This is a genomic window from Accumulibacter sp. (assembly GCF_036625275.1).
Classification (GTDB): Bacteria; Pseudomonadota; Gammaproteobacteria; order Burkholderiales; family Rhodocyclaceae; genus Accumulibacter.
Genome location: NZ_JAZKUD010000003.1, coordinates 37,788 through 61,611, shown reverse-complemented (window position 1 = coordinate 61,611; position 23,824 = coordinate 37,788). Strand labels below are relative to the sequence as shown.

The window sequence follows — 23,824 nt, the reverse complement described above, 5'->3', positions numbered from 1 at the left end:
AGGTGAGGATATCGAAGGAGGACGCCATGAACATCCGCAAACGCTGGCGGGTTCCCGAACGCCGCCGGAAGTGGCCGGCACCTTTCAGCTGGCTCGACCACCGGCTGGTGCAGGAGCCTCATATCGAGCGGGCTGAGAGGCTGTGAAAATATTCCCCCAAGTCTGCCCGCCAGCGTGGCGCGTCCCGTACAATGACGAGGTCATTTCCTACACTGCCCCTGCTCATGACCAAGACCCCACCGCTGTTCCCGGATGAACCGACGCTGCCGGCCAACCCAAGCGACGAAGACCCTGCGAGAACCGTACGGCCCAAGGCCGCGGCCCGTGTTCTGATGCCCAACCGCAATCAACTGGAACTGCGGGCGAGAGATCTGGAATTGCCTTGAAGGGGAGCCTTGGCCAAGGCGTCGATCAGGCGCGAGTGGGCACCCTGAGCGACTTCGGCATCGCGCCAGAAATTCGAGACCCCTTTGCGCATGGGACACCACCGGCAGACGACCTTTCCCTCAGCGTTCTCGAAGGAGGTGAGGATTTTGAACTCTGCCGGATGATTCATGGTGGTCTCGATTCTCAGGACGTTGAGATGATCGTAGAGTTTGACGGAGTTGCATCGGATGCGAAATTTGATGCGGCAGCCTTCGGGCCGCTTCTTGCTGTCGATCACGACCTCGCCGGTGAAGGCGTGATGGGGCTTTTGACCGAGAAAGCGCATCACGTCAGTTGCCCCGAAGCCGGTGATGGCGGCGTTGACGAGATCCGGGTGGATACGTTCGAGATCGGCTCGGGACTTGAACAGAATATCGGTGGCCACTTCCGCCTGGTCCATGCCGAACCAGTAGCCGTCGAACCCGGCCGCGGCGATGGCCGGGAGGAGCGGATTGACCGCCGCCACGTGGCGAATCAGAAAGGTGAGCCACTCCGTGTGCCTGAACTGCTCGGCGAGTTTGGCGGTAGCGTCGAAATCGGAAACCCAGAGAATCTTGTTGTCGCTGCGCTCGAAGGCGATATCGTCGTGCTGCAGTTGCCGACACAGCCACTCCCGGCCATTGACATCAATCTGGGTCGAGTACGGCGCCCAGGTCTGGATACGCACGTGCATCTATAGTGGTCCCCGGAATTCAGACAGTAGTTTAAGCTGTGCGCCAAGGTAGGGAGCCAGGAACGATGAGTGAAACGAAGACGCGGAAGGTACATACACCGGAGTTCAAGGCGAAGGTGGGTCTGGAGGCCGTGCGAGGGGTGAAGACGATCAACGAGATTGGCCAGGAGTATGGCGTCCATCCGGTTCAGGTTGGGCAGTGGAAGAAGGCTATCCAGGAACAGGCGAAGACGCTGTTTGAAGGGAAGCGAGGTCCCAAGCCGCTGGCCGCCCACCGGGAGCCGGAGCGGCTGTACAGCGAGATCGGCAAGTTGAAGAGGGAATTGGACTGGCTCAAAAAAAGTCCGGGATCAGCCCGTCATGATCCGGCCAGGGTGGATCGACCCAGGGGAGGCGGCCGCCATGGTGCAGCAGTGCGTCCTGGCCGGGGTCTGCCGGTCGACGATCGATGCGCAGCAAAAACCGGCGGTGGTCGATGCCAGCGATCTTCTGTACAGTCACCTGATCGACGAGGAGTACACTCGGCACCCGTTCTACGGCAGCCGCCGGATGGTGATCTTCCTTGGGAAGGCGGGTCACACGGTCAACCGCAAACGGGTGCAACGCCTGATGCGGTTGCTGGGGTTAGCCGGCATGGCGCTGGGCCCGAACACCAACCGTCCGCACCCAGAGCAGCCGGTCTATCCCTACCTGCTGCGCGGAGTGCCTGTGGTCAGGCCCAACCCGGTCTGGAGCACCGACATCACCTACATCCGGCTGGCGCGTGGCTTCGCCTACCTGGTCGCGGTGATTGACGGGTATAGCCGCAAGGTCCTCAGCTGGCGGATCAGCAACCGCATGGAAGCGGCCTTCTGTGTCGATTGCCTGGAAGATGCCTTGCGCACTCACGGCAAGCCGGAGATCTTCAATATACCGTGCGCGGTCACAACTGCGCTTTCTGTAGGGTTTGAAAGTTGAGGCTCAAGAGGGAGTTCAGAGCCGTTTGGTGAATAGTGTGGGTATCGTCCAGGCAACCTTGGATGGCGTTCATGAAGGAACTGAAGTTGGGGGAGTACTTGGCATACAGGCACTGCTTTTTGATGAACTTCCACAATCGCTCGATGAGATTGAGATTGAGGGAGTACGTGGGGAGGAACAGCCACTCGATGTGAAGTTTCTCGGCGTGCGTTTTGACAAGTTCGCAGCATGGATAACGGGCATTGTCCAGGACGACCGTGATGGGCAGGTTCAGCGGCAAGGCCGCCAACTTGTCGAGCCACTCGCAGACGCTCAGGGAATTGATATAAGTGGCATGGGTCACCGTAATGACCTGTTTGGTCACGGCATTGAGTGCGCCCAGGACGTTGAAGCGTTGGCGACCGGAGGGCGCCCTGACCCAGACCCGAGAAAAGCACCAAAGCACCGACACGAAGGCACTGAGGACAAAGTGCGCGGCGTCTACAAAGAAGACGGCGCGCTGGCCGGCCTGGGCTTGCGCCAAACGTGGTTCGAGGTCGTTTTTTTAAAAGTCTCCTGGGCCTCTGGGTCCGCCTTGGCCGGCAAGGTGCCGGTCTTCCGGCGCTTCAGGCCGCACTTCTCTTTCAGGAAAACCCGCACTTGGGTGGGCGAACGGGTCAAGCCCGTCAAGCGGGTGATGGCCGCCCCTGCCTCCTGGATGGACGCCGGCGGATGATCCCGAAAATACGCCACGATCGCTTCCCGGTGCGACACCAACTCGCTTTGCGGCCGACGAAAATGCCATTCCTTCAACCCCTCGGGGCCGCCCTCAACGTACTCCTGAAAATACCTGCGCAGGGTCTTGCCCGTGACACCCGCCAGCCGGGCAATGTCCTGGTGCGCCAGCCCCTGGCTCTTCAGCCATAGGACTTCCCTCTTCCGTCATACCCGCGGGTGCTGATGGTGAAATCGCGCCGAATCCAAAGCCCGCATTTGCGCTTCCGTAAAATCCAGTCTGAGCATGGCCTCACCCCATCTGCAAAAAACAATCGCTTCATCTTACCAGCAGCTGGCGCATGAAGTTAAGTATTCTGTGACCGTGCTCGGTATAACGATAGCGACCGGGATCGCGAAAATCCACTACCTGCAGATTGGCAAGAAAGTGCAGATTGGGGAGGTCGCCGAAAACAATCGGAATGAACCGGAATTTCGGCTCCGATTGTCGGCGACGCAGCAGGGTGTCGAATTCCTCCCTGACCCAGCCGGAATTCACCACTTCCGGTGTGGCAACGAGGACGGCTGCGCGGCAGCCGTTGAGTCCCCGGTGCAGCCCCTCCACCCAACTATCGCCGGGAACCAGATTCCAGATGTCCAGAAACACTGTTCGGCCGGAGGAGATGAGCGCGCGTGCGAGCCATTCCACCCAGGGCTTGTGCTCGCTCTTATGGCTGATGAAAACGTCGTAGGAGGCTGTCGTGCCCCCCGTTTTTCATCGCTTCGACGCGGCCTGTGAGTTTGCCGGCCGTGACCGCCCGAGGCGTTCGCGTTGCGGTTCGAGTTTTTCGAGCGTGGCGACGAAATCCTTGAGGCGCTTCCTTTCCTGTTCAACCACTGCGGCCGGAGCACGCGCGACGAAGCTCTCGTTGGCGAGTTTGGCTTTTGCCTTGCCGATCTCGGTGCCGAGTCGCGCGATTTCCTTGTCAAGGCGTTCGCATTCAACCGCCAGGTCGATCTGAACCTGCAGCATCAGTCGGGTTTCGCCCACGATGGCGATCGGCGCGCTGGCGTCGGCCGGTATTTCGTCGACGATCTGCAGGTCGGAGAGCTTGCAGAGCGCTTTGAGATAGGGCGCGAAGCCGGCGAGCGACGCGGCTTGGCCGTTGGCGAGCAGTGGAACCCGCTGCGCCGGCGAGAGGTTCATTTCGCCACGCAGGTTGCGGCAGGCGTAGGCCAGATTCTTCAGCTCCTGGACGCTGGCTTCGCTGGCCAGGTCGATGCTTGCGGCCTGCGCCTGCGGATAGGCCGCGAGCATCACCGAGGCATGGGTCTTGCGGCCGGCGATTGGCGCCACCGCCTGCCAGAGTTCTTCGGTAATGAAGGGCAGCAGCGGGTGGGCCAGGCGCAGCACCGTCTCCAGTACGCGCGCCAGCGTCCGCCGCGTCGCGCGGACTTCTTCGACGGAACCCTGCTGCAGTTGCACCTTCGACAACTCGACATACCAGTCGCAGAACTCGTCCCAGACGAACTCGTAGACCGCGCGCGCCAGCAGGTCGAAGCGGTAGTCGGCGTAATGCTGTTCGACCTCGGCTTCGGTACGCTGCAGCTTGCTGACGATCCAGCGGTCGGCGAACGAGAAGCGCAGCGCCAGCCCACCGTCGTCGGTGCCGCCGCCTGCCAGGCCGAGGTCCTGGTCTGCCGTGTGCATCAGCACGAAGCGGGTGGCGTTCCACAGCTTGTTGCAGAAGTTGCGGTAGCCTTCGCAGCGGTTAAGGTCGAACTTGATGTCGCGACCGGGGCTGGCCAGTGACAGAAAGGTGAAGCGCAGTGCGTCGGTGCCGAATGCCTGAATGCCTGCCGGGAATTCCTTGAGCGTGCGCTGTTCGATTTCTGCGGCCTGTTTGGGGTTCATCAGTCCGCTGGTACGCTTCTCGATCAGCGCATCGAGGTCGATGCCGTCGATGAGGTCGATCGGGTCGAGGACATTGCCCTTCGACTTGCTCATTTTCTGGCCTTCGGCGTCGCGGATCAGGCCGTGCACATAGACGTGTTTGAAGGGGATTTTGCCGGTGAGATGTCTGGTCATCATCACCATGCGCGCCACCCAGAAGAAGATGATGTCGAAACCGGTCACCAGGACTGTCGAAGGCAGGTAGAGGTCGAGCGCCGGGTTGCTTTCGGCAGGCCACTGCGGCGTCCAGTCGAGCGTTGAGAATGGCCACAGCGCTGACGAATACCAAGTGTCGAGGACGTCCGGGTCACGTGTCAGCGGGCCGTGGTAGCCTTGTGCCGCGGCCTCGTTCCTGGCTTCAGCTTCGTCATGCGCGACAAAAATCTGTCCACTCTCGGCGTACCAGGCGGGAATCTGATGGCCCCACCAAAGCTGCCGCGAGATGCACCAGTCCTGGATGTTGTTCAGCCACTGGTTATAGGTGTTGACCCAGTTCTCGGGGAAGAACCTGATCTCGCCCGAAGCGACGCAGGCGAGTGCTTTGGCGGCGATGCTCGTGCCGTCGGCACCGGCCTTGCTCATGGCGACAAACCATTGGTCGGTCAGCATCGGCTCGATCACCACGCCGGTCCGGTCGCCGCGCGGCACTTTCAGCAGATGCGCATCGACCTTGTCGAGCAGGCCTTCTGCTTCGAGGTCGGCGACGATCTGCTGGCGCGCTGCAAAGCGATCCATGCCCTGGTAGCGAACCGGGGCGTTGTCGTTGATCTTCGCGTCCAGGGTGAGGATCGGGATCATCGGCAGCTTGTGGCGCTGGCCAACCGCGTAGTCGTTGAAGTCGTGTGCGGGCGTAACCTTGACGCAGCCGGTACCAAACGCGAGGTCCACATAGGCATCGGCGATGATCGGAAGCGTGCGCTCGCAGAGCGGCAGCCTGACCCTTTCTCCGATCAGGTGCCGATAACGCTCGTCGTCGGGATGGACCATCACCGCGGTGTCGCCGAGCATGGTTTCGGGGCGTGTCGTGGCAACGGTCAGCGAGCCGCTGCCGTCGGCCAGCGGGTAACGGATGTGCCAGAGATGTCCCGGTTCCTCTTCCTGTACCACCTCGAGGTCGGAGACCGCGGTCTGCAGTACCGGGTCCCAGTTGACCAGCCGCTTGCCGCGGTAGATCAGGCCCTCGCGATAGAGTCGGACGAAGGTTTCGGTGACTGTCTGCGAAAGGCCGTCGTCCATCGTGAAACGCTCGCGGCTCCAGTCAGGCGAGGTGCCGAGGCGGCGCATCTGCCGGGTGATGGTGCTGCCGGAGAACGCCTTCCATTCCCAGACTTTGTCGAGAAATTTCTCGCGCCCGAGTTCGTGCCTTGAGATTCCCTGGGCGTCGAGTTGCCGTTCGACGACGATCTGCGTGGCAATGCCCGCATGGTCGGTACCGGGCTGCCACAGCGTGTTGTCACCGCGCATGCGATGGTAGCGGGTGAGCGCGTCCATGATCGCCTGGTTGAAGCCGTGCCCCATGTGCAGGGTGCCGGTGACGTTGGGTGGTGGCAGCAGGATGCAGAAAGCGTTCGGTTTTTCGGCATCGAGGCCGGCGCCGAAATAGCCTCTGGCTTCCCATTCGGGGTACCAGCGACGTTCGATGTCGGCCGGTTCAAAGCTCTTGGCGAGTTCCATGGGGGAGGGCGGAGGGATGGCAGGAGCGCGCATTATACCCGCATCACGCGCTTGCCCCAGCAGTGGTGCCTAGGCCTGATCAGGCAGTTCTTGCGGGCCGCGAGCGGGTTCCTCGGGGGGCGGTCGAGGCGGCCCGTTTTGCTCGATGAAGTCACGCAAGACTGCTTCAATGGTTGCGGCGATACCATTCTGCAAGTAATCGGTGGCAGTCAGCAGTGCCGCTTCGACGAGCGTCAGCATTTCGCTCTGCAGTTGCCGATCAAGGCGTTCGGCGAGATCTGCGGCGAGCGTCTCGCGTAGCCTGGCGCTGTTTTCTTCCGGGATGTCTGGCGTCGGCAAAACCACTTCGGTGAGGACCGGCAGGTCGTCCTCATCTTCGCCCGACGAGGGGGCAGGCGCGATGCCTGCTGACGAGTCGGCCGGTGTGGTCGAGGCCAGGAAGCTGCGCCGTCGCCGTAACCGACGTGAGTCGTGGCGACGATCGCCGCCGGCTGCTGCTTCGGCGTTGATCAGGGAGTCCACCCGGCGGATCAGGTCGCTGTCGTCGGCCATCAACCTTTCCCTGTCAGATCGACGTACTGGATGTCGTAGCCACGATCCTTGTAGAACCGGACGCGCTGACGGCCGGCGAGGCGCTCTTCGCTTCCCTGGCCGACCACTTCGATGAGGCTGGCAAAACGAGAAAAGCCCGGCGGTACCTCGGTCGCGAGGTTGAACAGTCGTTCGTCCTGCGGTAACACGTCAAGCTGACTGGCAATCAGTACCGGGGTTTCGGCAGCCAGCGGCGAGTTGATTTGCACGTGCGGGATGAAGCCGGTTGGCGGGTACATCCACAGCCTGCGGTCGAGGGCCGCGGCGACCTCGGCATCGGGTGCATAGACCAGCGAGGCCTTCTTCTGTGCCAGGGCCTTGCCGATCAAGGCAGCGGTCGCGGCAATCCGGTCAGAGGCGTTGTGGTAGAAGAAAATGCGGGTCAATTCAGCTTCCCGGCGCGTTTCAACAGATAGTGCATGAGTAGCGGCACCGGTCGCCCGGTCGCACCCTTGTCGGTGCCTGACTTCCAGGCAGTGCCGGCAATGTCGAGGTGAGCCCAGACGTATTTCCGGGTAAAACGGGCGAGAAAACACGCGGCGGTGATGCTGCCTCCCCAGCGGCCACCAATATTGGCCATGTCGGCGAACGGACTTTTGAGCAGTTCCTGGTAGTCGTCCCACAAGGGCATTTGCCAGGCGCGGTCGTGTGCATCATCGCCGGCGTGCACGAGTTCCCGCGCCAGGGTCTCGTTGTTGGCAAAGAGGCCGGTTGCGACATGGCCAAGAGCGATCACGCAGGCGCCAGTGAGCGTGGCGACGTCAATGACTGTTTCCGGTTGAAAGCGAGCAGCATAAGTCAGCGCATCGCAGAGAATGAGGCGGCCTTCGGCATCGGTGTTGAGAATTTCGATGGTCTGACCAGACATCGAAGTGACGATGTCGCCGGGTCGGGTGGCGGCTCCGCCGGGCATGTTTTCGGAGGAGGGAACGATCACCGTCAGATTGATCGGCAGTTTCATCAACGCTGCGGCCTTGATCGTACCCAGCACGCCGGCGGCACCGCACATGTCGTACTTCATCTCGTCCATTTCCGGTGCCGGTTTGAGCGAAATGCCGCCGCTGTCGAAAGTGATGCCCTTGCCGACAAGGACCACCGGCTTGTCATCGTTCTTGCCGCCCTTGTGCTGCAGGACAATCAGTTTGGGTGGCTGCCGCGAGCCTTTGGCAACGGACAGCAGGGAATGCATGCCCAGGGCGGCCATCTCGTCACGTTCGAGAATCTGGCACTCCAGCTTGTGTTCGGAAGCCATCTTTTGTGCTGTTTCGGCAAGAAAAGCCGGAGTGCATACATTGCCCGGCAGATTGGCGAGATTCTTTGCCAGGGCCATGCCTTCGGCAATGGCTTGCCCCTGGTGCAGCGCTTCCTCGGCACCGGCCAGTTCGTTGCGACGATCAATGACAAAGGTAAGCTTGCGCAGGGGGCGACGCACCTTGTCCTTTTTGCTCTTGAACTGATCAAAACGATAGACGGTTTCCTGCGCCACCATGGTCGCCTGACGAACGCGCCAGGCAGAGCTGCGCTTCCTGACACTCGTTTCGGTCAGAAAGACGGTACCGTCGAAGGAACCGGTTTCATTGAGCGTCCGCACGGCGCTGCGAATCGCATCGCAATACGCCTTGTCGCCAAACTCCTTTTCCTTGCCGAGACCGACCAGCAGGACCCGGTCGCAAAGCGTGCCCGGCACATTGTGCAGCAGCAGTGTCGAACCCGCTTTTCCCTCCATGTCGCCGCGGCGAATGATGTCCGAAAGATGGTTGTGCGCCGCATTGTCGAGAAGTTCGGCGGCCAGCGTCAGCTTGCGCGGTTCGAAAATGCCGACCACCACACAGGCACTGCGTTGCTTCTCCGGGCTACCACTTTTTATGCTAAATTCCACTCACCCCTCCTCAGACAATCCGCCCTGTTTGCGAAAAGCCGATTATCACTGCAGTTTTTCACCAAAGTCAAAAAATGATCTTTCAGCGTGCTGTCCGGCGCGAGTTCACGCACCTGGCGGCCGGCGTCTTCACTGCGCTTTTCGCCATCATGATGACGACCCAATTGATTCGGCTGCTCGGTGACGCGGCACAAGGTCGTGTCGAACCGGACGCCGTGGTGGCACTGCTCGGTTTTTCGTCGCTTAACTACCTGCCGGTGTTGTTGTCGCTATCGTCGTTTGTCGCCATTCTGCTGGCGCTTTCACGCAGCTATAGGGATTCCGAGATGGTGGTCTGGTTCTCTTCCGGATTGTCGCTGATGGCGTGGATTCGGCCGGTCCTGGTGTTTGTCATGCCGCTGGTGCTGACCATCTCGGTGCTGTCCCTTTTCCTTTCGCCCTGGGCCTTGTCGCAGAGCGCCGAGTTTCGCGACAAACTGAGTTCCCGGCACGATGCGGGACAAATCTCTTCCGGCATCTTTCAGGAATCGTCAGCCGGCGAACGCGTCGTTTTTGTGGAGGGGATCGCTGATGACACCAGCAACGTCTTCAACGTATTCGTCAACGAGCTGCGGCCGGAGCGTTTGGGCGTGACGATGGCCGCCTCCGGGTATCAGGAGGTGGCCGCAAATGGTGATCGCTTCATCATCCTGGAGAATGGCCGTCGCTACGAGTTCCCTCCGGGCAGCGCAGAATTCCGCATCATGGAGTATGCACGCTATGCGGTTCGTGTCGAGACCAAGGAGGCGCGCGGCATTGCCCCGACACCGAGGACGATGCCGACCATGGCTTTGTTGCCCATCGATTTGCCGGTCTATCGGGCTGAGCTGCTGTACCGTTTCAGCGTGCCGTTCTCGGCGGTCGTGCTGGCGTTACTGGCGATTCCCCTGTCGTTCGTCAATCCGCGTGCCGGTCGTTCGGCGAACATGCTGCTGGCCATTTTCGTTTATCTGATCTACAACAACCTGGTGACCATCAGCCAGGGCTGGGTGGCAAGCGGCAAGGTTTCGTTTGCTGTCGGCATGCTGGCTGTGCATCTGTTCATGCTCTGTCTCCTCCCGCTGATGTTTTACCGGCGCATTGCCGTCAGCTCATTTGCCCGTCTGTCGCGATGAAGATTTATCGTCGCTACCTGGCGCGCGAGCTCGCCGGCGCCATCCTGCTGGTGCTGCTGGCGTTTCTGGCCTTGTTTGCCTTTTTCGACCTGCTCGGCGAGATCAAGAGCGTCGGGCAGGGTGGATACCAGTTACACCATGCGCTTGGTTTTGCCTTGCTGCGCGCGCCGGGGCGTGCCTACGAATTGATGCCGATTGCTGTCCTGATCGGTACGCTCTACGCGCTCTCGGTGCTCGCCCGTCACTCCGAACTCACCGTCTTGCGCGCCTCGGGTTTGTCCACCGCAGCCCTGCTTGGCGGTTTGTTTCAGGTGGCCGGTCTGTTTTCCCTGGCGACCTACCTGATCGGCGAGTTTGTGGCGCCGCCGGCCGAACGCGCGGCGTATCAGATGCGCTTGAAGGAAAAGGGCCGAATGGTCGGACAGGATCTGCGGTCGGGATTGTGGGTCAAGGACGAACGGAATTTCATCAATGTGCGCGTAGTCCTGCCGGATGCACGTTTACGCGGCATCCGCATTTACGAATTTGACGAGAAGGCACGCTTACGTGCCGTCATTGAAGCCGCGGAGGGGAGGCACGTCCTGCCCGATAGTTGGCGGCTGACCGAAGTGGTACAGACCGTCCTGCTCGCCGAGCGGGTTGAGGTCCGGAAGATGCCGGAGATGTTGTGGCGATCGGCCCTGAATCCGGACATTCTCGCGGTCCTGATGGTTTCGCCCGATCGGATGTCGTTGCGACACCTGTCGGCCTATACCAAACATTTGGCGGACAATCATCAGAAGACCAACCGCTACGACATCGCTTTCTGGAAAAAGGTGGTCTATCCTTTGGCAGCCTTGGTCATGGTTGCGCTCGCCTTGCCGTTCGGCGGCGCACATTACCGGGCCGACCGGGTAAGCATCAAAATTTTTGCCGGGGTGATGACCGGAATCCTGTTCTACATGCTCAACGGCTTGTTTTCCAATCTGGGTGCGATCAACAGTTGGTCACCGTTACTCAGCGCAGTCACGCCGTCAGTGCTGTTCCTGCTGACGGCGGTGGTCATCATCTGGTGGGTTGAAAAGCGCTAACGGTCATGACTTTTCCAGGCACCCCCGATCATGAAAGTCATGACCGTTTCCCTCCCTTGCAGGGCGCATTCCGGCTTGCACGCCGGAATCGCTCGATGGGCGCGGAGCAGTCTCTGCGAATTCCCCATCTCACCCCCCGACTACTCCCACGGCCCGCGCGGCATCGCGGGCCGGCTACGGCGGCGCGGAGCAGTGCTCCGCGAAACCCCGCCTGCGCCCCCCGCAAGGGGGAGGGGAGATTCGTGAGTCGCTGACGCGACTTTCACATTAATGAGGGGTCAGTTGATGATCAGCCGCGTGCCGGCGAGACGATCGTGCAGAAATTGTCGGTCGCGGTCGAACAATGCCCAGAGGATGCCGGCACCGCCGAGAATGATGCTCGGCCAGCACAGTAGATAGCGCAGGAGCACCCGTGTCGGGCGGACGGGCAAGCCATCACGGGTTACCAGCCGGATGCGCCAGGTTTTCATGGCCAGGGTCTGCCGCCCGTTACTCCAGAACCAGAGAAAATAGATCAGCATCACGAGAAAGCAATGTGCCCAGCCAATGACCGGGGAAACCAGGCGATGTGCGAAAGCGCCCAGGAGAACATGCGGCAGAAGCACCAGCACGGCCAGTACGGCAAACAGCAGCAGGGACTCGTACGCCATACTCAGCAGACGACGCAGGATGCCCGGTCGCCCGACGGCCTGCACAGCCGGCATCAGCGGCGGACTTCCGCTTCGCTGGCGGGCGGCGGCGCAGCCGTTGCAGGCGCTGGTGCGGCAGTGACCGGCGGCTGCAGGGGGCTGGCTTCGACGACTGTCGGGGGGAGGGTGCCGACGGTCGGGGCCGCTGGTGTCGGCGCTGTGGTGCCGGAGGGCGTGGCGCTACCGGGTAGGCTCCCCGGTTTGGGGACCGACTTGCTTGGAGCTTGCTGCTTGAGCCTTTCCTTCTCTTCTTCCGGCAGGCTGGAGTACTCCTCCCATTTCTGCCGGAGTTCCTGTTTCTTTTCGACCGGAAGCTTGTTGGCGGTCATGAAGCGCGCGCGAGCGAGGCTGCGCTGCTCGGGGGTCAGTTTCGCCCAATCCTGCATCTGAACCTGGATTCGGCGTTGCTCCTCCGGCGTCATGGCGGCAAAGCGGCGCGTGATGCCCAGCCATTTCTTCTGTTGGCTGTATTCCATCGCGTCCCAGTTGTCGCTGAGTGGCGCGAGAATGACCTTTTGCTCGACCGGCAACTCGGTCCACTGTGGCTGGGGTGGGGTGACTATGGCCGTCGGGCTGGGCATATCTGCCCAGGCCGTAAGCGCTACAAAGCCAGCGAGAATTACTGCGACGCGGAGCTTTTCAGCCATGCATCAAAGCCCTTGTCGGTAAATGCAGCGATTGGCAGATCGTCCGAAAGCAGTGCGCTGTCGATGATCTCGAGTTCGGTGATGCTTTGGTCTGCATACCAGTAGGTATAGCTGGTGATACCGAAAACGACGATCAGGGCCAGCAACACCTGCTTGATGTGCAGGTTGTCGACCTGATGCTGTACGAAATTACCCACCCCAGCCAGTACCGATTGGGGAACCGAGACCTTTTGCTGGGCCAGTGCCCGTTCCCTCGCACTCTCGAGTCGCTTGAGAGTTTCCTCGGGCAGTTCCTTGAGTCCGCGATTCAGGTGTTGCCTGATCTTGTAGGCAAAATGTAGTTCATTCATAAGGTGATTCCTCTTACTTTCAGTGCAGCCGCCAGCGAGTGATTGGCACGCGAGCAGTGCGTCTTGACGCTGCCCTCCGAGCAGCCCATGGCTGAGGCCGTCTCGGCCACATCCATATCTTCCCAGTAACGCAGGAGGAAGGCTTCCCGTTGACGTGCGGGCAGCGATTCTATCTCTTTTTCAATTATCGCAAGGAGTTGCGTTTGCTGGAGTTGGTCATCCGGTGTTTGCGGACTATATGATCCCGATTCACCACTAATGGTTTCGAGTGGATCGTAATCCTCGTCATCGCTGTGTGAAAACGACGAGAACAAGGAAGTCCACAGCGAGCGAACCTTGCTGCGCCGGTAGAAGTCGCGAATCGTGTTCTGCAGGATGCGTTGAAAAAGCATCGGGAGTTCGGTCGGCGGGTGATCGCCATATTTTTCGGCGAGCTTCATCATCGCATCCTGAACGATGTCGAGCGCTGATTCTTCATTACGCACCGCGAACATGGCCTGTTTGAAAGCACGACGTTCGATTGCAGTGAGGAAGTCCGACAGTTCGCGTTGGCTGGCCAGAGCGAGAATCCTTGCTGTTGTTGGGTTGGAAACTGTTTCCGCAGGCGTCGGTTGTGGTGAATACCTTGACCAATTGCGGCCAAAGCTTTAACGTGGCAGACTTTTTTCGAGCAATTTGCTTGCTGGGGCGACGGCAATGACAATGATGACCGGTGCGGAGATTGTAATCAGGTGCCTGCAGGAAGAAAAGGTCGAATATGTATTCGGCTATCCGGGTGGGTCGGTACTTCACATTTATGATGCCCTGTTCAAACAGGATCAGATCAAACATGTTCTGGTCCGCCACGAACAGGCAGCAGTCCATGCGGCCGATGGCCTGGCGCGGTCGTCACACAAGGTCGGTGTGGCGCTGGTGACCTCGGGTCCGGGCGCGACCAACGCCGTGACCGGCATTGCCACGGCCTATATGGATTCGGTGCCGCTGGTGGTGATTTCAGGACAGGTGCCGAATGCCTACATCGGTCAGGACGCCTTCCAGGAGTGCGATACCGTTGGTATCACCCGACCTTGCGTGAAACACAACTTTTTGGTCAATGACGTACACCAGTTGGCGGTGACGATCAAGAAGGCCTTTTATATTGCCAACAGTGGCCGTCCGGGTCCGGTAGTGGTGGATATTCCGAAGGACGTTACCGCAGCCAAGTGTAAGTTCGAGTATCCGGAGACGATTCAGATGCGGGCGTACAACCCGGTCATCAAGGGGCATCTGGGGCAGATCAAGAAAGCGGTTCACCTGTTACTCGAGGCCAAGCGGCCGATGATTTACTCCGGTGGGGGCGTCATTCTCTCGAATGGTGCCGATCAATTGACCAAGCTGACCCGCCGCCTTGGCTTTCCGATCACCAATACCCTGATGGGTCTCGGCGCTTATCCGGGAACCGACCGGCAATTCCTGGGCATGCCCGGCATGCATGGTACCGTCGAAGCCAATCTGGCAATGCAGCACTGTGACGTGCTGCTGGCCATCGGCGCTCGTTTCGACGATCGGGTGATCGGCAATCCGGAGAATTTCTCTTCCTTGCCGCGCAAGATCATCCACGTCGACATTGATCCCTCGTCGATCTCCAAACGCGTCAAGGTCGATGTACCGATCGTCGGCAATGTCCCGGATGTTCTGGACGAAATGCTGCGGTTGCTGGATGCCGGAAATGCCAGTCCGGATTCCGGTGTGCTGGCGGCATGGTGGCAGGAGATCGAAGCATGGCGCGCCAAGCAGTGCATGAAATACCGGATGAAGAAGAGCATCATCATGCCGCAGTACGTCATGGAGAAGCTGTATGAGGTGACCGGGGGGAAGGCGATCGTGACTTCCGATGTCGGTCAACATCAGATGTGGGCAGCACAATACTACAAGTTTGAGGAGCCGCGGCGTTGGCTCAACTCGGGTGGTCTGGGCACCATGGGTGTCGGTCTGCCCTACGCCATGGGGGCGGCTCTGCAGCATCCGGAGATGCCAATTGCCTGCGTCACCGGCGAAGGCTCGATCCAGATGTGTATCCAGGAGTTGTCAACTGCCAAGCAATTTCGTTTACCGATCAAGATCATCAATCTCAACAACCGCTACCTGGGCATGGTTCGGCAGTGGCAGGAGATGTTCTACGGGAGTCGTTATGCGGAGTCGTACATGGATTCCTTGCCCGACTTCGTCAAGCTGGCTGAAGCTTATGGGCACGTCGGCATGCGCATCGAAAAGCCCGAGGATGTCGAGCCGGCGCTGCGCAAGGCATTTATCGATCATAAGGACGATCTCGTATTCATGGATTTCATCACCGATCAGAAAGCGAATGTCTTTCCGATGGTGGCCGCCGGCAAAGGTCTTGCCGACATGATCCTGACTGAAGACCTGTAAGGGAAAGGCAAGATGCGACACATTATTTCAATCCTGCTGGAGAATGAGGCTGGTGCGCTGTCGCGGGTGGCCGGTCTGTTCTCGGCGCGCGCCTACAATATCGAGACCTTGACCGTCGCGCCAACCGAAGACCCCTCGCTTTCACGGCTGACCATCGTCACTTCGGGTACCGACGCAGTGATCGAGCAGATCACCAAGCAACTCAACAAACTGATCGACGTCATCAAGGTTGTCGATCTCTCCGAGGCTGCCCATATCGAGCGGGAACTGATGCTCATCAAGGTGCGTGCCACGGGCAAGGACCGCGAGGAACTGAAGCGTCTGGCCGACATCTTCCGTGGTCACATCATCGACGTTACCGAATCGACCTACGTGGTCGAGCTGACAGCCAGTGGCGCGAAACTCGACTCGTTCATCCAGGCGATCGATGCTGGATTGATTCTCGAGACGGTACGTACCGGCGTGTGCGGTATCGGCCGTGGTGAACGCATTCTCAAAGTCTAATCAGATCGAACTGCAGGATAGAAGGAAATTTCATGAAAGTTTATTACGACAAGGACGCCGACCTCTCCCTGATCAAGGGCAAGAAAGTCACCATCGTTGGCTACGGATCCCAGGGCCATGCGCACGCGCAGAATCTGAGCGATTCCGGTGTCAAGGTAACGGTTGGTTTGCGCAAGGAAGGTTCTTCCTGGAGCAAGGCCGAGAATGCCGGCTTGAAGGTGGAGGAGGTGGCCCGGGCCGTCAAAGGCGCCGATGTGGTGATGATGCTACTCCCGGATGAGACCATTCCGCAGGTGTATCATGCGGAGGTGGCGCCGAACATGAAGAAGGGTGCTGCCTTGGCCTTTGCCCATGGCTTCAATGTGCATTACAACCAGGTGGTGCCACGTGATGATGTGGATGTCATCATGGTTGCGCCAAAAGGGCCGGGGCATACGGTACGCTCGGAGTATCTCAAGGGTGGCGGCGTGCCGTCGCTGATCGCTGTATACCAGGACCGTAGCGGGAAGGCCAAAGATATTGCGCTTTCCTATGCAGCAGCGAATGGCGGAACCAAGGGCGGGGTGATCGAGACCAACTTCCGTGAAGAGACTGAAACCGACCTCTTCGGAGAGCAGACCGTGCTCTGCGGAGGTGTCGTCGAACTGGCCAAGATGGGCTTCGAGACACTGGTCGAGGCGGGTTACGCACCCGAAATGGCGTACTTCGAGTGCCTGCATGAGCTCAAGCTGATCGTTGACCTGATGTATGAAGGCGGCATCGCCAACATGAACTACTCGATTTCGAACAATGCCGAATATGGCGAGTACGTGACCGGGCCGGAAGTGATCAACGAAAGCTCGCGTGCTGCCATGCGTGCGGCGCTCAAACGGATTCAGAGCGGCGATTACGCGAAAATGTTCATCCTCGAAGGGCGGACCAACTATCCGGCGATGACCGCACGTCGCCGTCTGATGGCACAGCATGAGATCGAGACCGTTGGTGCCAAGCTGCGCGACATGATGCCCTGGATCAAGAAGAACCGGCTGGTGGATCAGAGCAAGAACTGATCCATTGAATGGCTTGCCGAGCGGAAGGCAGTCGCACTGTCTTCCGCCTTCTTGGTTCCTGCCCGTTTTCACTTCATAGCGCAATGCCTGAAATCAAGCCTCGCAAGACCTTGTTCAACCCCGAGTTGCGGCGTCGAGGCATCTATGTTCTGCCGAACCTGTTTACCACGGCGGCGCTGTTCGGTGGTTTCTTCGCCATCGTGCAGGCGATGAAGGGCAGCTTCGAACTGGCTGCGGTGGGTATTTTCGTAGCGATGGTACTTGATGGTCTCGATGGGCGGGTAGCGCGTATGACGCGTACGCAAAGCGCGTTCGGGGCGGAGTACGATTCGCTGTCCGACATGGTCTCGTTCGGTGTCGCTCCAGCGCTGGTGACCTACGCGTGGGCGCTCAAGGATATGGGGCGACTCGGCTGGATTGCCGCCTTCATCTACTGCGTCGGCGCAGCGCTCAGACTGGCGCGCTTCAATACAACGCTGGAAGTGATCGATCGGCGTTATTTCCAGGGTTTGCCAAGTCCGGCCGCAGCGGCGCTGGTGACCGGCTTCTTCTGGGTGATGATCGACAAGCAGATTGCCGCTGCGGATGTGCGCTGGCTGGCTTGTGGGCTGGTGATCTTTGCCGGCATCTCGATGGTGTCCAACGTCCGCTTTTACAGTTTCAAGGACGTCAACCTGCGGCGCAGCGTACCGTTCATCTTTGTTGTTGCCATTGCGCTTGGCTTCGCCGTGCTCTCCTACGATACGCCGGTTGCCTTATTTGGGCTTTTCGTTGCGTATGGTCTTTCGGGGTATGTCCTGGCGCTGATGCAGCTGCTCCGGCGCAAGCCGTCGCCGCCGCCAGTGGCCTAGCTCGGCATCGCTCGTCTTGCGACACGAAGTATCTCGCCGTTTCGGTCGGTGACCCCGCCAGGGTAGCCGCTGTGCAGGGTAGTCCATCTTTATCTCCGGAGTCAGCACATGAAAGAGCACTTGGTAATTTTTGATACCACACTGCGCGACGGCGAACAGAGCCCGGGCGCTTCGATGACCAGGGAAGAGAAGCTGCGCGTCGCGCGCCAGCTTGAGCGCATGCAGGTTGACGTGATCGAGGCGGGTTTTGCGGCCGCTTCACCCGGAGACTTCGAGGCCATCCAGTCGATTGCCAAAGTCATCAAGGGGTCGACGATTTGCTCCCTTGCTCGTTCCAACGAGAATGACATTCGTCGTGCCGGCGAGGCGATTGCACCGGCAGCGCGGGGGCGTATTCATACGTTCATCGCCACCAGCCCGATCCACATGGAGAAAAAATTGCGTATGACGCCAGACCAGGTGGTCGAGGCGGCCGTGCGAGCCGTGCGCTGGGCACGCGAATATACGGACGATGTCGAGTTCTCGGCCGAGGACGCGGTGCGTTCCGAGGTCGATTTTCTCTGTCGAGTTTTCGCGGCGGCCATCGATGCGGGAGCCACGACCATCAATGTTCCTGACACTGTTGGCTACAGCGTTCCCTCCGTGTGGGGCGACCTGATGCGCACCCTGATCGGGCGCGTAGCAGGGGCAGACCGGGTGGTGTGGTCCACCCATTGCCACAACGATCTGGGCATGGCGGTTGCCAATTCGCTGTCGGCGGTGTTGGCCGGTGCCCGTCAGGTCGAGTGTACGATCAATGGCCTGGGAGAGCGAGCAGGCAACGCCTCGCTCGAAGAAGTGGTGATGGCGGTACGTACTCGCAGTGACCTGTTTCCGGTACAAACGCGTATCGATACGACGCAAATCGTTCCCGCGTCAAAGTTGGTCTCCCAGATTACCGGCTATCCGGTGCAGCCCAACAAGGCCGTCGTTGGCGCCAATGCGTTTGCACACGAATCCGGAATCCACCAGGATGGCGTTCTCAAACATCGCGAGACCTATGAGATCATGCGTGCCGAGGACGTAGGCTGGGCTCAGAACAAGCTGGTGCTCGGCAAACACTCGGGACGCAATGCCTTCAAGTCACGCCTGTTGGCGCTGGGTATCGTTCTTGACGGGGAGGAGGCGCTGAATGTCGCGTTTGCCAGGTTCAAGGAACTGGCCGACAAAAAGCACGAAATCTTTGACGAAGACCTGCAGGCACTGGTTTCGGATGAAGACCAGGCACCAGATGGCGAGTACTACAAACTGGTCTATTCACGGGTTTGTTCGGAAACTGGCGAAACGCCCGCAGCGGATGTCACACTGACGGTCGGTGGTGTCGAGAAGAAGGCATCGGGGAGGGGCAGCGGTCCGGTCGACGCCGCATTCAAGGCGATCGAATCGATCGCTAGCAGCGGCGCAGAATTGCTGCTTTATTCGGTCAATGCGATTACCACGGGTACCGATGCACAGGGCGAAGTCACCGTTCGTTTGGCAAAGGCAGGCCGCATCGTCAATGGCAATGGTGCCGACACCGACATCGTCATTGCTTCGGCGAAGGCCTATCTCAATGCCTTGAACAAACTGCAGTTTCCCGACCGGTTGGACCCGCAGGGCGACGTCTGACAACCAGTGTAGGGCAGGCGTGGGCGTGACTCAGTGTGCCGAGGAGCGGGTCAGCCTGGCGAAGGCGACGCTGGCGCCAAAAAAGATCAGCGCCAGGATGGTTTCGGCGATCGCCAGCCACTGCCCAATACCCTGTTCGGTGGTGGCGCGCACGATGCCTTCAGTGAAATAGAGCAGGATCAGCATCGATGCCCACTGATACGTGTAGCGGCGACCGTGCAGTATCCCGAACAGCGGCGCCAGCAACGGCAAGCACTTCAGGGCTAGCCAGGAACCGCCGGGCTGGACCGGCGCGAGGCGCAACTCCCATGCGAGACACAAAAAAATCAGCGCAATCAGGCTGCTGGACGCCATCAGGTAGAAACCGCGGCGCATCAGGTGTTGAGCTTCAGGGCAATGGTCGCGAGTCTTCGCCCCTGCGCGAAAGCGAGACGCCGTTCTTCATCACTAAGCGTTGGGTTGCCTTCGCCACCGGCGACATGGCTGGCGCCATAGGGAGTCCCACCACTGCGGGTGGCGGAAAGTGCCGTCTCCGTATAAGGCAGGCCAACCAGCAGCATGCCGTGATGCAGGAGCGGCAACATCATCGACAGCAGCGTACTCTCCTGTCCGCCATGCTGACTGGCGGTAGAGGTGAACACGCAGGCTGGTTTTCCGACCAGTGTTCCAGCAGACCATTCGGCTGCAGTACCGTCCCAGAAGTACTTCATTGGCGCAGCCATGTTGCCAAAGCGGGTGGGGCTGCCGAGTGCCAGTCCAATGCATTCCGCAAGGTCGGCGGCCTCGACATAGGGCGCGCCGTCAGTAGGCACTGCCGGCGCGCTGGCGCTGCACTCCGACGAAACCTTGGGAACGGTGCGCAGACGCGCCGTTGCACGCCGGGTTGACTCGATGCCGCGGGCAATCTGCTGAGCAATGGCACGCACTGAACCGCGATGACTGTAGTAAAGAACGAGAATCTCGGACATCACTCCATTTTATAACCATCTCATGTTTCCTTCGGATTTTCCTTGGTGTCGTTTCGCGGCACGCGTCTGGCGTCGCTTTGTCGAGGAGAATTTCGATCAGATCAGCGCCAGCCTCGCTTTTACCACATTGCTTTCATTGGTGCCGCTGGTCGCTGTTGTTCTGAGCATTGTCGCGCTGGTTCCCTTTTTTCCGAGCATGGTCGAGCAATTGGAGCTTTCGCTAGCCCGTAGCCTGCTGCCGGAGCGTGGTGCCGGGATGATCATCGCCTACATTCTCGAGTTTTCCCAGAGGGCGGCCGAGGTCACTGCGATTGGTTCGCTGGTTTTGGTGGCGACGGTCCTGATGCTGTTGCTGACCATCGAGCGCGCCTTCAATCACGTCTGGTCGGTGCGGGAGACGCGCCCCTGGTGGCGGCGCCTGCGTTTGTTTGCCGCCTTGGTTGCCTTGTGGCCGGTGGTGATTGGTGGCGTGCTGCTGGCCACCTCCTATGCCGTCACCACTTCGCTGGGCATGCTGGACGAGCTGCCATGGGTCAGGCCAATTCTGCTCAAGGCACTCGGGTTGGTGATTGCGAGCTTGTTTCTTGGCGGGCTTTACCATGCACTTCCCAATACCCGGGTGGCGACGCGCGACGCGGCATGGGCCGGCCTGCTTGCTGCGCTGGGCTTCCTGCTGCTGCAAAAGGGATTCGAGCTGTACCTGTCAAATTTTCCAACCTACACCGCCGTCTACGGTACCTTCGCAACGCTACCGATATTTCTCTTGTGGCTCTATTTATCGTGGGCGGTGGTGCTACTGGGTGCGCTGGTTGCGGCGACCCTGCCCGAGTTCAGGGAGACTGGAAATCGTCATGTACCCCCCTAAAGATCACAAATTTTCCAGGCACTCCCGATCATGAAAGTCATGACCGTTTCCTTTGCTCCCGCCAAGTGGGGAGGGGAGATTCGTGAGTCGCTGACGCGACTTCCATATTAAAACGGGTTCTGTACAGGTTCGATCGACATGATTTCAACACTGCCGGTTTGTTCTTCAATGCCGGTCCTGCTGACTTCACGCACACTGACGTTGTCGCCCTCGATCAGCAGAAGCAGTTTTTCGCGTTCTTTCGGCAAGGCTCCGGTGGCGACCACCAGTGACTGACCGGAACGAAGCTTCGGGATTTCCGGCAGAATCAGTACTCGCAGATACTCGGTGCCCGTGTCTCCCGTGTCATGGGAGGGCTGGGCGAGAATGGCCGGGACCGCCTTGGGCGCAAGAATTTGCAAACCGAGTTCAAGATGCTCGGGGTTTTCCGATAAAGCCCAGCGGACCAGGCAAATCTGCCAGTTCTGGTCAGCGTCTGTGCGAACCGCGACCACATTTCCCACAGACAGGACCCCGGTGTTGCCGGTGACATGCATGACGGCATAGCCATCGGGACTTTCATTGGTCACCATCCAGTGCGATACGTTGACACTTGCCGGCTCTCCCTTCCTGCCGAGATGCCACAGTCCGTTGATGCCTGCACCGAGGAGTGCGCGGTGGTTCTGTCTGCGGCGAATAAAGCGGCGTTTTCCCAAGTCGCCCCAGCGAGTCGCGAGACGGCCAAGAACGCCGCGTCCGGCCGACGTGCCTGCGAAGTCCGGCAGGTTCAGTTCTGGTGCGGAGGTGCCTGCATCGAGTTGGGCGATCTGGGCCCTGAGCAGCAAGCACAGGTGCACGCACGAGAAAGAATCGAGCAGGGCTGTTGTTGGTCGAGAATGCTTGCGTAAGACAGAGAAGGCGGCTACGTCGCGCGCGGGATCGATCCAGAAAGTTGCCGGAGCGACGGGCGAAGCCACGGAGGTCGGTTCAATCTGGTCGGCAAAGCGTTCAAAGTAGTCGGCAAGGAACAGGACTTCCTGTGGAGTCAGTGACGCGGGCTGGGCACAGCCGAGCAGAACTGCCGAATAGTAAACGTTCTGCAGCCTGCGCGAGGAGCCCCTCTGGACCGCTGTATTATCCACCTGCAGATGTCGTGCCCTTGCATAGGTCTGATGCAGCTGTTGCCAGGCGCCGGCGGGAGCTGGACAGGCGATCAAGTGACTGATCAATAGCTGTTGCGCAAGGGCCTGCAGGCTTCGCCAAAGTGCCAGCTCGGGTGGCCGGGCAGGGGAGGGCTCCTCCAGAAGTGCCAGCATATCGTCAGCGAGCATTTGCAGCAGGTCCAAAATGCCATTGACGATGCGGTGCGTCTTACGTGGTACAGGGAGCACCAGGTCGCTGGTCAGCGACGGGAGCAGGCAGGTGATGACTCTCATGCCGCGCTTGTACAGGCGGTCGAGCGCATGAGCCCGTTGCACTGATGTGACCTTGACCTGGCGCAAAGCCTGCAGATGGAATCGCAACATCGGCAGTTCGTCGACAGGCTGCGGTGCCGCCGGCGACGTGAGCCACTGGAGAATGTTTCGTATGTCCATCTGATGCACAGCGTTGCGAACTGTGCCAGCAGTGTGAAAAGCGGTTTCGGTCATCAGCAACCTGCCAAAGGAGTTGGAGTTTGCATCATGATGCTGTCGGACTTGTCGTTGCCTGGCCTGTGGTGGCGCAGGGCAGCTACCACGGAGCCTAAAAGCATTTCTTAAAATCAGAGCCTTGTGTCACCACTGTGGTTACGCGGATTATACCTGTGAGTGCAAACGGGTGGGCAAGCGAAGTTTCTGTTGCGGTGGTTTCCGGCAACTGGCGGACCTCTGTCCTGGTGATCGCCGCGATGCCGCGAACCTGCGCATCTTTTCTTGCTTTCTTGCTATAATTCCATCTTTTTCCTGGATTTGGAAGAGATTGACATGGTCGTTATTCGCCTAGCCCGTGGTGGTGCCAAGAAGCGCCCCTTTTACAATATGGTGGTCGCTGATTCGCGCGCTCGCCGCGATGGCCGCTTCATCGAGCGCATCGGTTTCTATAACCCGCAGGCTGCAGGCAATGAACAGGGGCTGCACATTGCGACTGATCGTCTCAGCTACTGGCAGCAGCAGGGTGCCCAGGCTTCGCCGACGGTTGCTCGCCTGCTCAAGCAATCCATCAAGGTGGCTGCAGCCTGAGCCTTGGCTGTTCCTGCGTGTCTGACACGAGTGGAGTGCCTGCTCAGGAATCCCCGCCGGCCGACATCATTGTCCTTGGCAAGATTGTCGCTGCCTGTGGGCTACAGGGTAGGATGCGTGTATATCCGTTTGCCGACGATCCGCTGAGCTGGTCGCGACTGACTCACTGGTGGGTTGGTCAGGAGGGCGAGGCCCCTAATCTGTGGCGTCAGACAAAACTGCTCAGTTGTCAGTTTCGCAACGGTTTGCTGCTTGCCCAACTCGCATGCGTAGCCGATCGTACTGCCGCTGAGGCGATGAGCGGTGCTCTGGTTGGCGTGCCGCGTGCAGCCTTGCCGCCGACGGCCACTGACGAATACTATTGGGCCGACCTCATTGGTCTGGAAGTACGCAATACTCGCGGTCAATCACTGGGTCGGATTCTCGGTTTGATCGAAACGCCGGCCAATACCGTTCTGCGGGTTGGCGATGGCGAGCGTGGCGAAAGACTGTTGCCTTTCGTGGCTGCCATCGTGCTGGATGTGGACCTCGCCGGGCGATCGGTTCGCGTTGACTGGGAAACGGATTGGTGATTGC

23 protein-coding genes and 3 pseudogenes are annotated in these 23,824 nt (G+C 59.6%); 12 read left to right on the top strand and 14 right to left on the bottom strand.

All coding sequences use genetic code 11. From position 1 onward, the window contains the following. Positions 1 to 224 precede the first annotated feature (224 nt). A pseudogene (locus tag V5B39_RS02735) lies at positions 225 to 377 on the top strand (IS5/IS1182 family transposase); the annotation flags it as partial. Here V5B39_RS02735 and V5B39_RS02730 read toward each other — a convergent pair. Further along, entirely contained in the window at positions 347 to 1,099 is a 753-nt protein-coding gene (locus V5B39_RS02730; protein ID WP_332341265.1) for a hypothetical protein, read from the bottom strand. The pseudogene V5B39_RS02735 and the gene V5B39_RS02730 sit on opposite strands and share 31 nt — an antisense overlap. 65 nt (positions 1,100 to 1,164) lie before the next feature. Between V5B39_RS02730 and V5B39_RS02725 the strand changes: the two are divergent. Next, positions 1,165 to 2,008, top strand: a pseudogene (locus V5B39_RS02725) (IS3 family transposase); the annotation flags it as partial. Positions 2,009 to 2,021: 13 nt separating this feature from the next. Here V5B39_RS02725 and V5B39_RS02720 read toward each other — a convergent pair. The 6 genes and pseudogenes from V5B39_RS02720 to V5B39_RS02695 form a co-directional block, all read right to left on the bottom strand. Then, positions 2,022 to 3,058 (bottom strand): annotated as a pseudogene (locus V5B39_RS02720) (IS630 family transposase). A 31-nt stretch (positions 3,059 to 3,089) separates the two neighbouring features. After that, positions 3,090 to 3,488, bottom strand: a complete 399-nt coding sequence (locus V5B39_RS02715; RefSeq protein ID WP_332341403.1) for a toll/interleukin-1 receptor domain-containing protein — start codon at positions 3,486 to 3,488, stop codon at positions 3,090 to 3,092. 36 nt (positions 3,489 to 3,524) lie between these two features. Next, the gene (locus tag V5B39_RS02710) at positions 3,525 to 6,377 is read right to left on the bottom strand and encodes a valine--tRNA ligase (protein ID WP_332341263.1); all 2,853 of its coding nucleotides are present in this window, start codon (positions 6,375 to 6,377) and stop codon (positions 3,525 to 3,527) included. A 69-nt stretch (positions 6,378 to 6,446) separates the two neighbouring features. Further along, entirely contained in the window at positions 6,447 to 6,929 is a 483-nt protein-coding gene (locus tag V5B39_RS02705) for a hypothetical protein (RefSeq protein WP_332341261.1), read from the bottom strand. Next, positions 6,929 to 7,354 carry a DNA polymerase III subunit chi gene (locus tag V5B39_RS02700; protein WP_332341260.1) on the bottom strand — a complete coding sequence of 142 codons (426 nt, stop codon included), beginning with the start codon at positions 7,352 to 7,354 and terminating at the stop codon, positions 6,929 to 6,931. The genes V5B39_RS02705 and V5B39_RS02700 overlap by 1 nt, the downstream gene beginning before the upstream one ends. Further along, positions 7,351 to 8,847 (bottom strand): leucyl aminopeptidase, encoded by a 1,497-nt coding sequence (locus V5B39_RS02695; RefSeq protein WP_332341258.1) that lies wholly within the window; start codon positions 8,845 to 8,847, stop codon positions 7,351 to 7,353. The genes V5B39_RS02700 and V5B39_RS02695 overlap by 4 nt, the downstream gene beginning before the upstream one ends. A gap of 74 nt (positions 8,848 to 8,921) precedes the next feature. On the opposite strand from V5B39_RS02695, the gene lptF reads away from it, so the two are divergent. Both lptF and lptG read left to right on the top strand, forming a co-directional pair. Continuing rightward, positions 8,922 to 10,001, top strand: a complete 1,080-nt coding sequence (gene lptF, locus V5B39_RS02690; protein WP_332341257.1) for an LPS export ABC transporter permease LptF — start codon at positions 8,922 to 8,924, stop codon at positions 9,999 to 10,001. Beyond that, entirely contained in the window at positions 9,998 to 11,071 is a 1,074-nt protein-coding gene (lptG, locus tag V5B39_RS02685; RefSeq protein WP_332341255.1) for an LPS export ABC transporter permease LptG, read from the top strand. The genes lptF and lptG overlap by 4 nt, the downstream gene beginning before the upstream one ends. Positions 11,072 to 11,349: 278 nt before the next feature. On the opposite strand, the gene V5B39_RS02680 is transcribed toward lptG, so the two are convergent. The 4 genes from V5B39_RS02680 to V5B39_RS02665 are packed head-to-tail and all read right to left on the bottom strand — an operon-like array spanning position 11,350 to position 13,317. Then, on the bottom strand, positions 11,350 to 11,775 hold the full coding sequence (locus tag V5B39_RS02680) for an RDD family protein (RefSeq protein WP_332341253.1): 426 nt from the start codon (positions 11,773 to 11,775) through the stop codon (positions 11,350 to 11,352). Then, positions 11,775 to 12,407: a DUF3106 domain-containing protein gene (locus V5B39_RS02675; protein ID WP_332341252.1), complete on the bottom strand. Its 633-nt coding sequence runs from the start codon at positions 12,405 to 12,407 to the stop codon at positions 11,775 to 11,777. The genes V5B39_RS02680 and V5B39_RS02675 overlap by 1 nt, the downstream gene beginning before the upstream one ends. Then, positions 12,380 to 12,757: a DUF3619 family protein gene (locus V5B39_RS02670; RefSeq protein ID WP_332341250.1), complete on the bottom strand. Its 378-nt coding sequence runs from the start codon at positions 12,755 to 12,757 to the stop codon at positions 12,380 to 12,382. Before V5B39_RS02670 ends, V5B39_RS02675 begins: the two co-directional genes overlap by 28 nt. Continuing rightward, complete coding sequence (locus tag V5B39_RS02665; RefSeq protein WP_332341402.1) at positions 12,754 to 13,317, bottom strand: RNA polymerase sigma factor; 564 nt, start codon at positions 13,315 to 13,317, stop codon at positions 12,754 to 12,756. Before V5B39_RS02665 ends, V5B39_RS02670 begins: the two co-directional genes overlap by 4 nt. 136 nt (positions 13,318 to 13,453) lie before the next feature. Here V5B39_RS02665 and ilvB point away from each other — a divergent pair, with 136 nt between their 5' ends. The 5 genes from ilvB to V5B39_RS02640 all read left to right on the top strand — a co-directional run bounded on the left by ilvB (position 13,454) and on the right by V5B39_RS02640 (position 19,217). Continuing rightward, positions 13,454 to 15,166 (top strand): biosynthetic-type acetolactate synthase large subunit, encoded by a 1,713-nt coding sequence (gene ilvB, locus V5B39_RS02660; protein WP_332341249.1) that lies wholly within the window; start codon positions 13,454 to 13,456, stop codon positions 15,164 to 15,166. A gap of 12 nt (positions 15,167 to 15,178) precedes the next feature. Then, on the top strand, positions 15,179 to 15,670 hold the full coding sequence (gene ilvN, locus V5B39_RS02655; protein WP_332341248.1) for an acetolactate synthase small subunit: 492 nt from the start codon (positions 15,179 to 15,181) through the stop codon (positions 15,668 to 15,670). Positions 15,671 to 15,702: 32 nt separating this feature from the next. After that, positions 15,703 to 16,719: a ketol-acid reductoisomerase gene (gene ilvC, locus V5B39_RS02650; protein ID WP_332341246.1), complete on the top strand. Its 1,017-nt coding sequence runs from the start codon at positions 15,703 to 15,705 to the stop codon at positions 16,717 to 16,719. A gap of 83 nt (positions 16,720 to 16,802) precedes the next feature. Next, positions 16,803 to 17,570, top strand: coding sequence for a CDP-diacylglycerol--serine O-phosphatidyltransferase (gene pssA / locus V5B39_RS02645; RefSeq protein WP_332341244.1), 768 nt, complete (start codon positions 16,803 to 16,805; stop codon positions 17,568 to 17,570). A gap of 108 nt (positions 17,571 to 17,678) precedes the next feature. Beyond that, positions 17,679 to 19,217 carry a 2-isopropylmalate synthase gene (locus V5B39_RS02640; protein WP_332341242.1) on the top strand — a complete coding sequence of 513 codons (1,539 nt, stop codon included), beginning with the start codon at positions 17,679 to 17,681 and terminating at the stop codon, positions 19,215 to 19,217. Positions 19,218 to 19,247: 30 nt separating this feature from the next. On the opposite strand, the gene V5B39_RS02635 is transcribed toward V5B39_RS02640, so the two are convergent. Further along, entirely contained in the window at positions 19,248 to 19,592 is a 345-nt protein-coding gene (locus V5B39_RS02635) for a DUF2069 domain-containing protein (RefSeq protein ID WP_332341240.1), read from the bottom strand. Beyond that, complete coding sequence (wrbA, locus tag V5B39_RS02630) at positions 19,592 to 20,185, bottom strand: NAD(P)H:quinone oxidoreductase (protein WP_332341238.1); 594 nt, start codon at positions 20,183 to 20,185, stop codon at positions 19,592 to 19,594. The genes V5B39_RS02635 and wrbA overlap by 1 nt, the downstream gene beginning before the upstream one ends. A gap of 22 nt (positions 20,186 to 20,207) precedes the next feature. Between wrbA and V5B39_RS02625 the strand changes: the two genes are divergently transcribed. Beyond that, entirely contained in the window at positions 20,208 to 21,050 is an 843-nt protein-coding gene (locus tag V5B39_RS02625) for a YihY family inner membrane protein (protein ID WP_332341236.1), read from the top strand. A 107-nt stretch (positions 21,051 to 21,157) separates the two neighbouring features. Here V5B39_RS02625 and V5B39_RS02620 read toward each other — a convergent pair whose 3' ends face one another. Beyond that, positions 21,158 to 22,684, bottom strand: coding sequence for a hypothetical protein (locus tag V5B39_RS02620; RefSeq protein ID WP_332341234.1), 1,527 nt, complete (start codon positions 22,682 to 22,684; stop codon positions 21,158 to 21,160). A 309-nt stretch (positions 22,685 to 22,993) separates the two neighbouring features. Between V5B39_RS02620 and rpsP the strand changes: the two genes are divergently transcribed. Next, a complete protein-coding gene (gene rpsP / locus V5B39_RS02615) occupies positions 22,994 to 23,248 on the top strand; it encodes a 30S ribosomal protein S16 (protein WP_034945726.1) in 255 nt (84 codons plus the stop codon). Between the two features lie 35 nt (positions 23,249 to 23,283). Continuing rightward, positions 23,284 to 23,820, top strand: coding sequence for a ribosome maturation factor RimM (rimM, locus tag V5B39_RS02610; RefSeq protein WP_332341230.1), 537 nt, complete (start codon positions 23,284 to 23,286; stop codon positions 23,818 to 23,820). Positions 23,821 to 23,824: the final 4 nt, after the last annotated feature.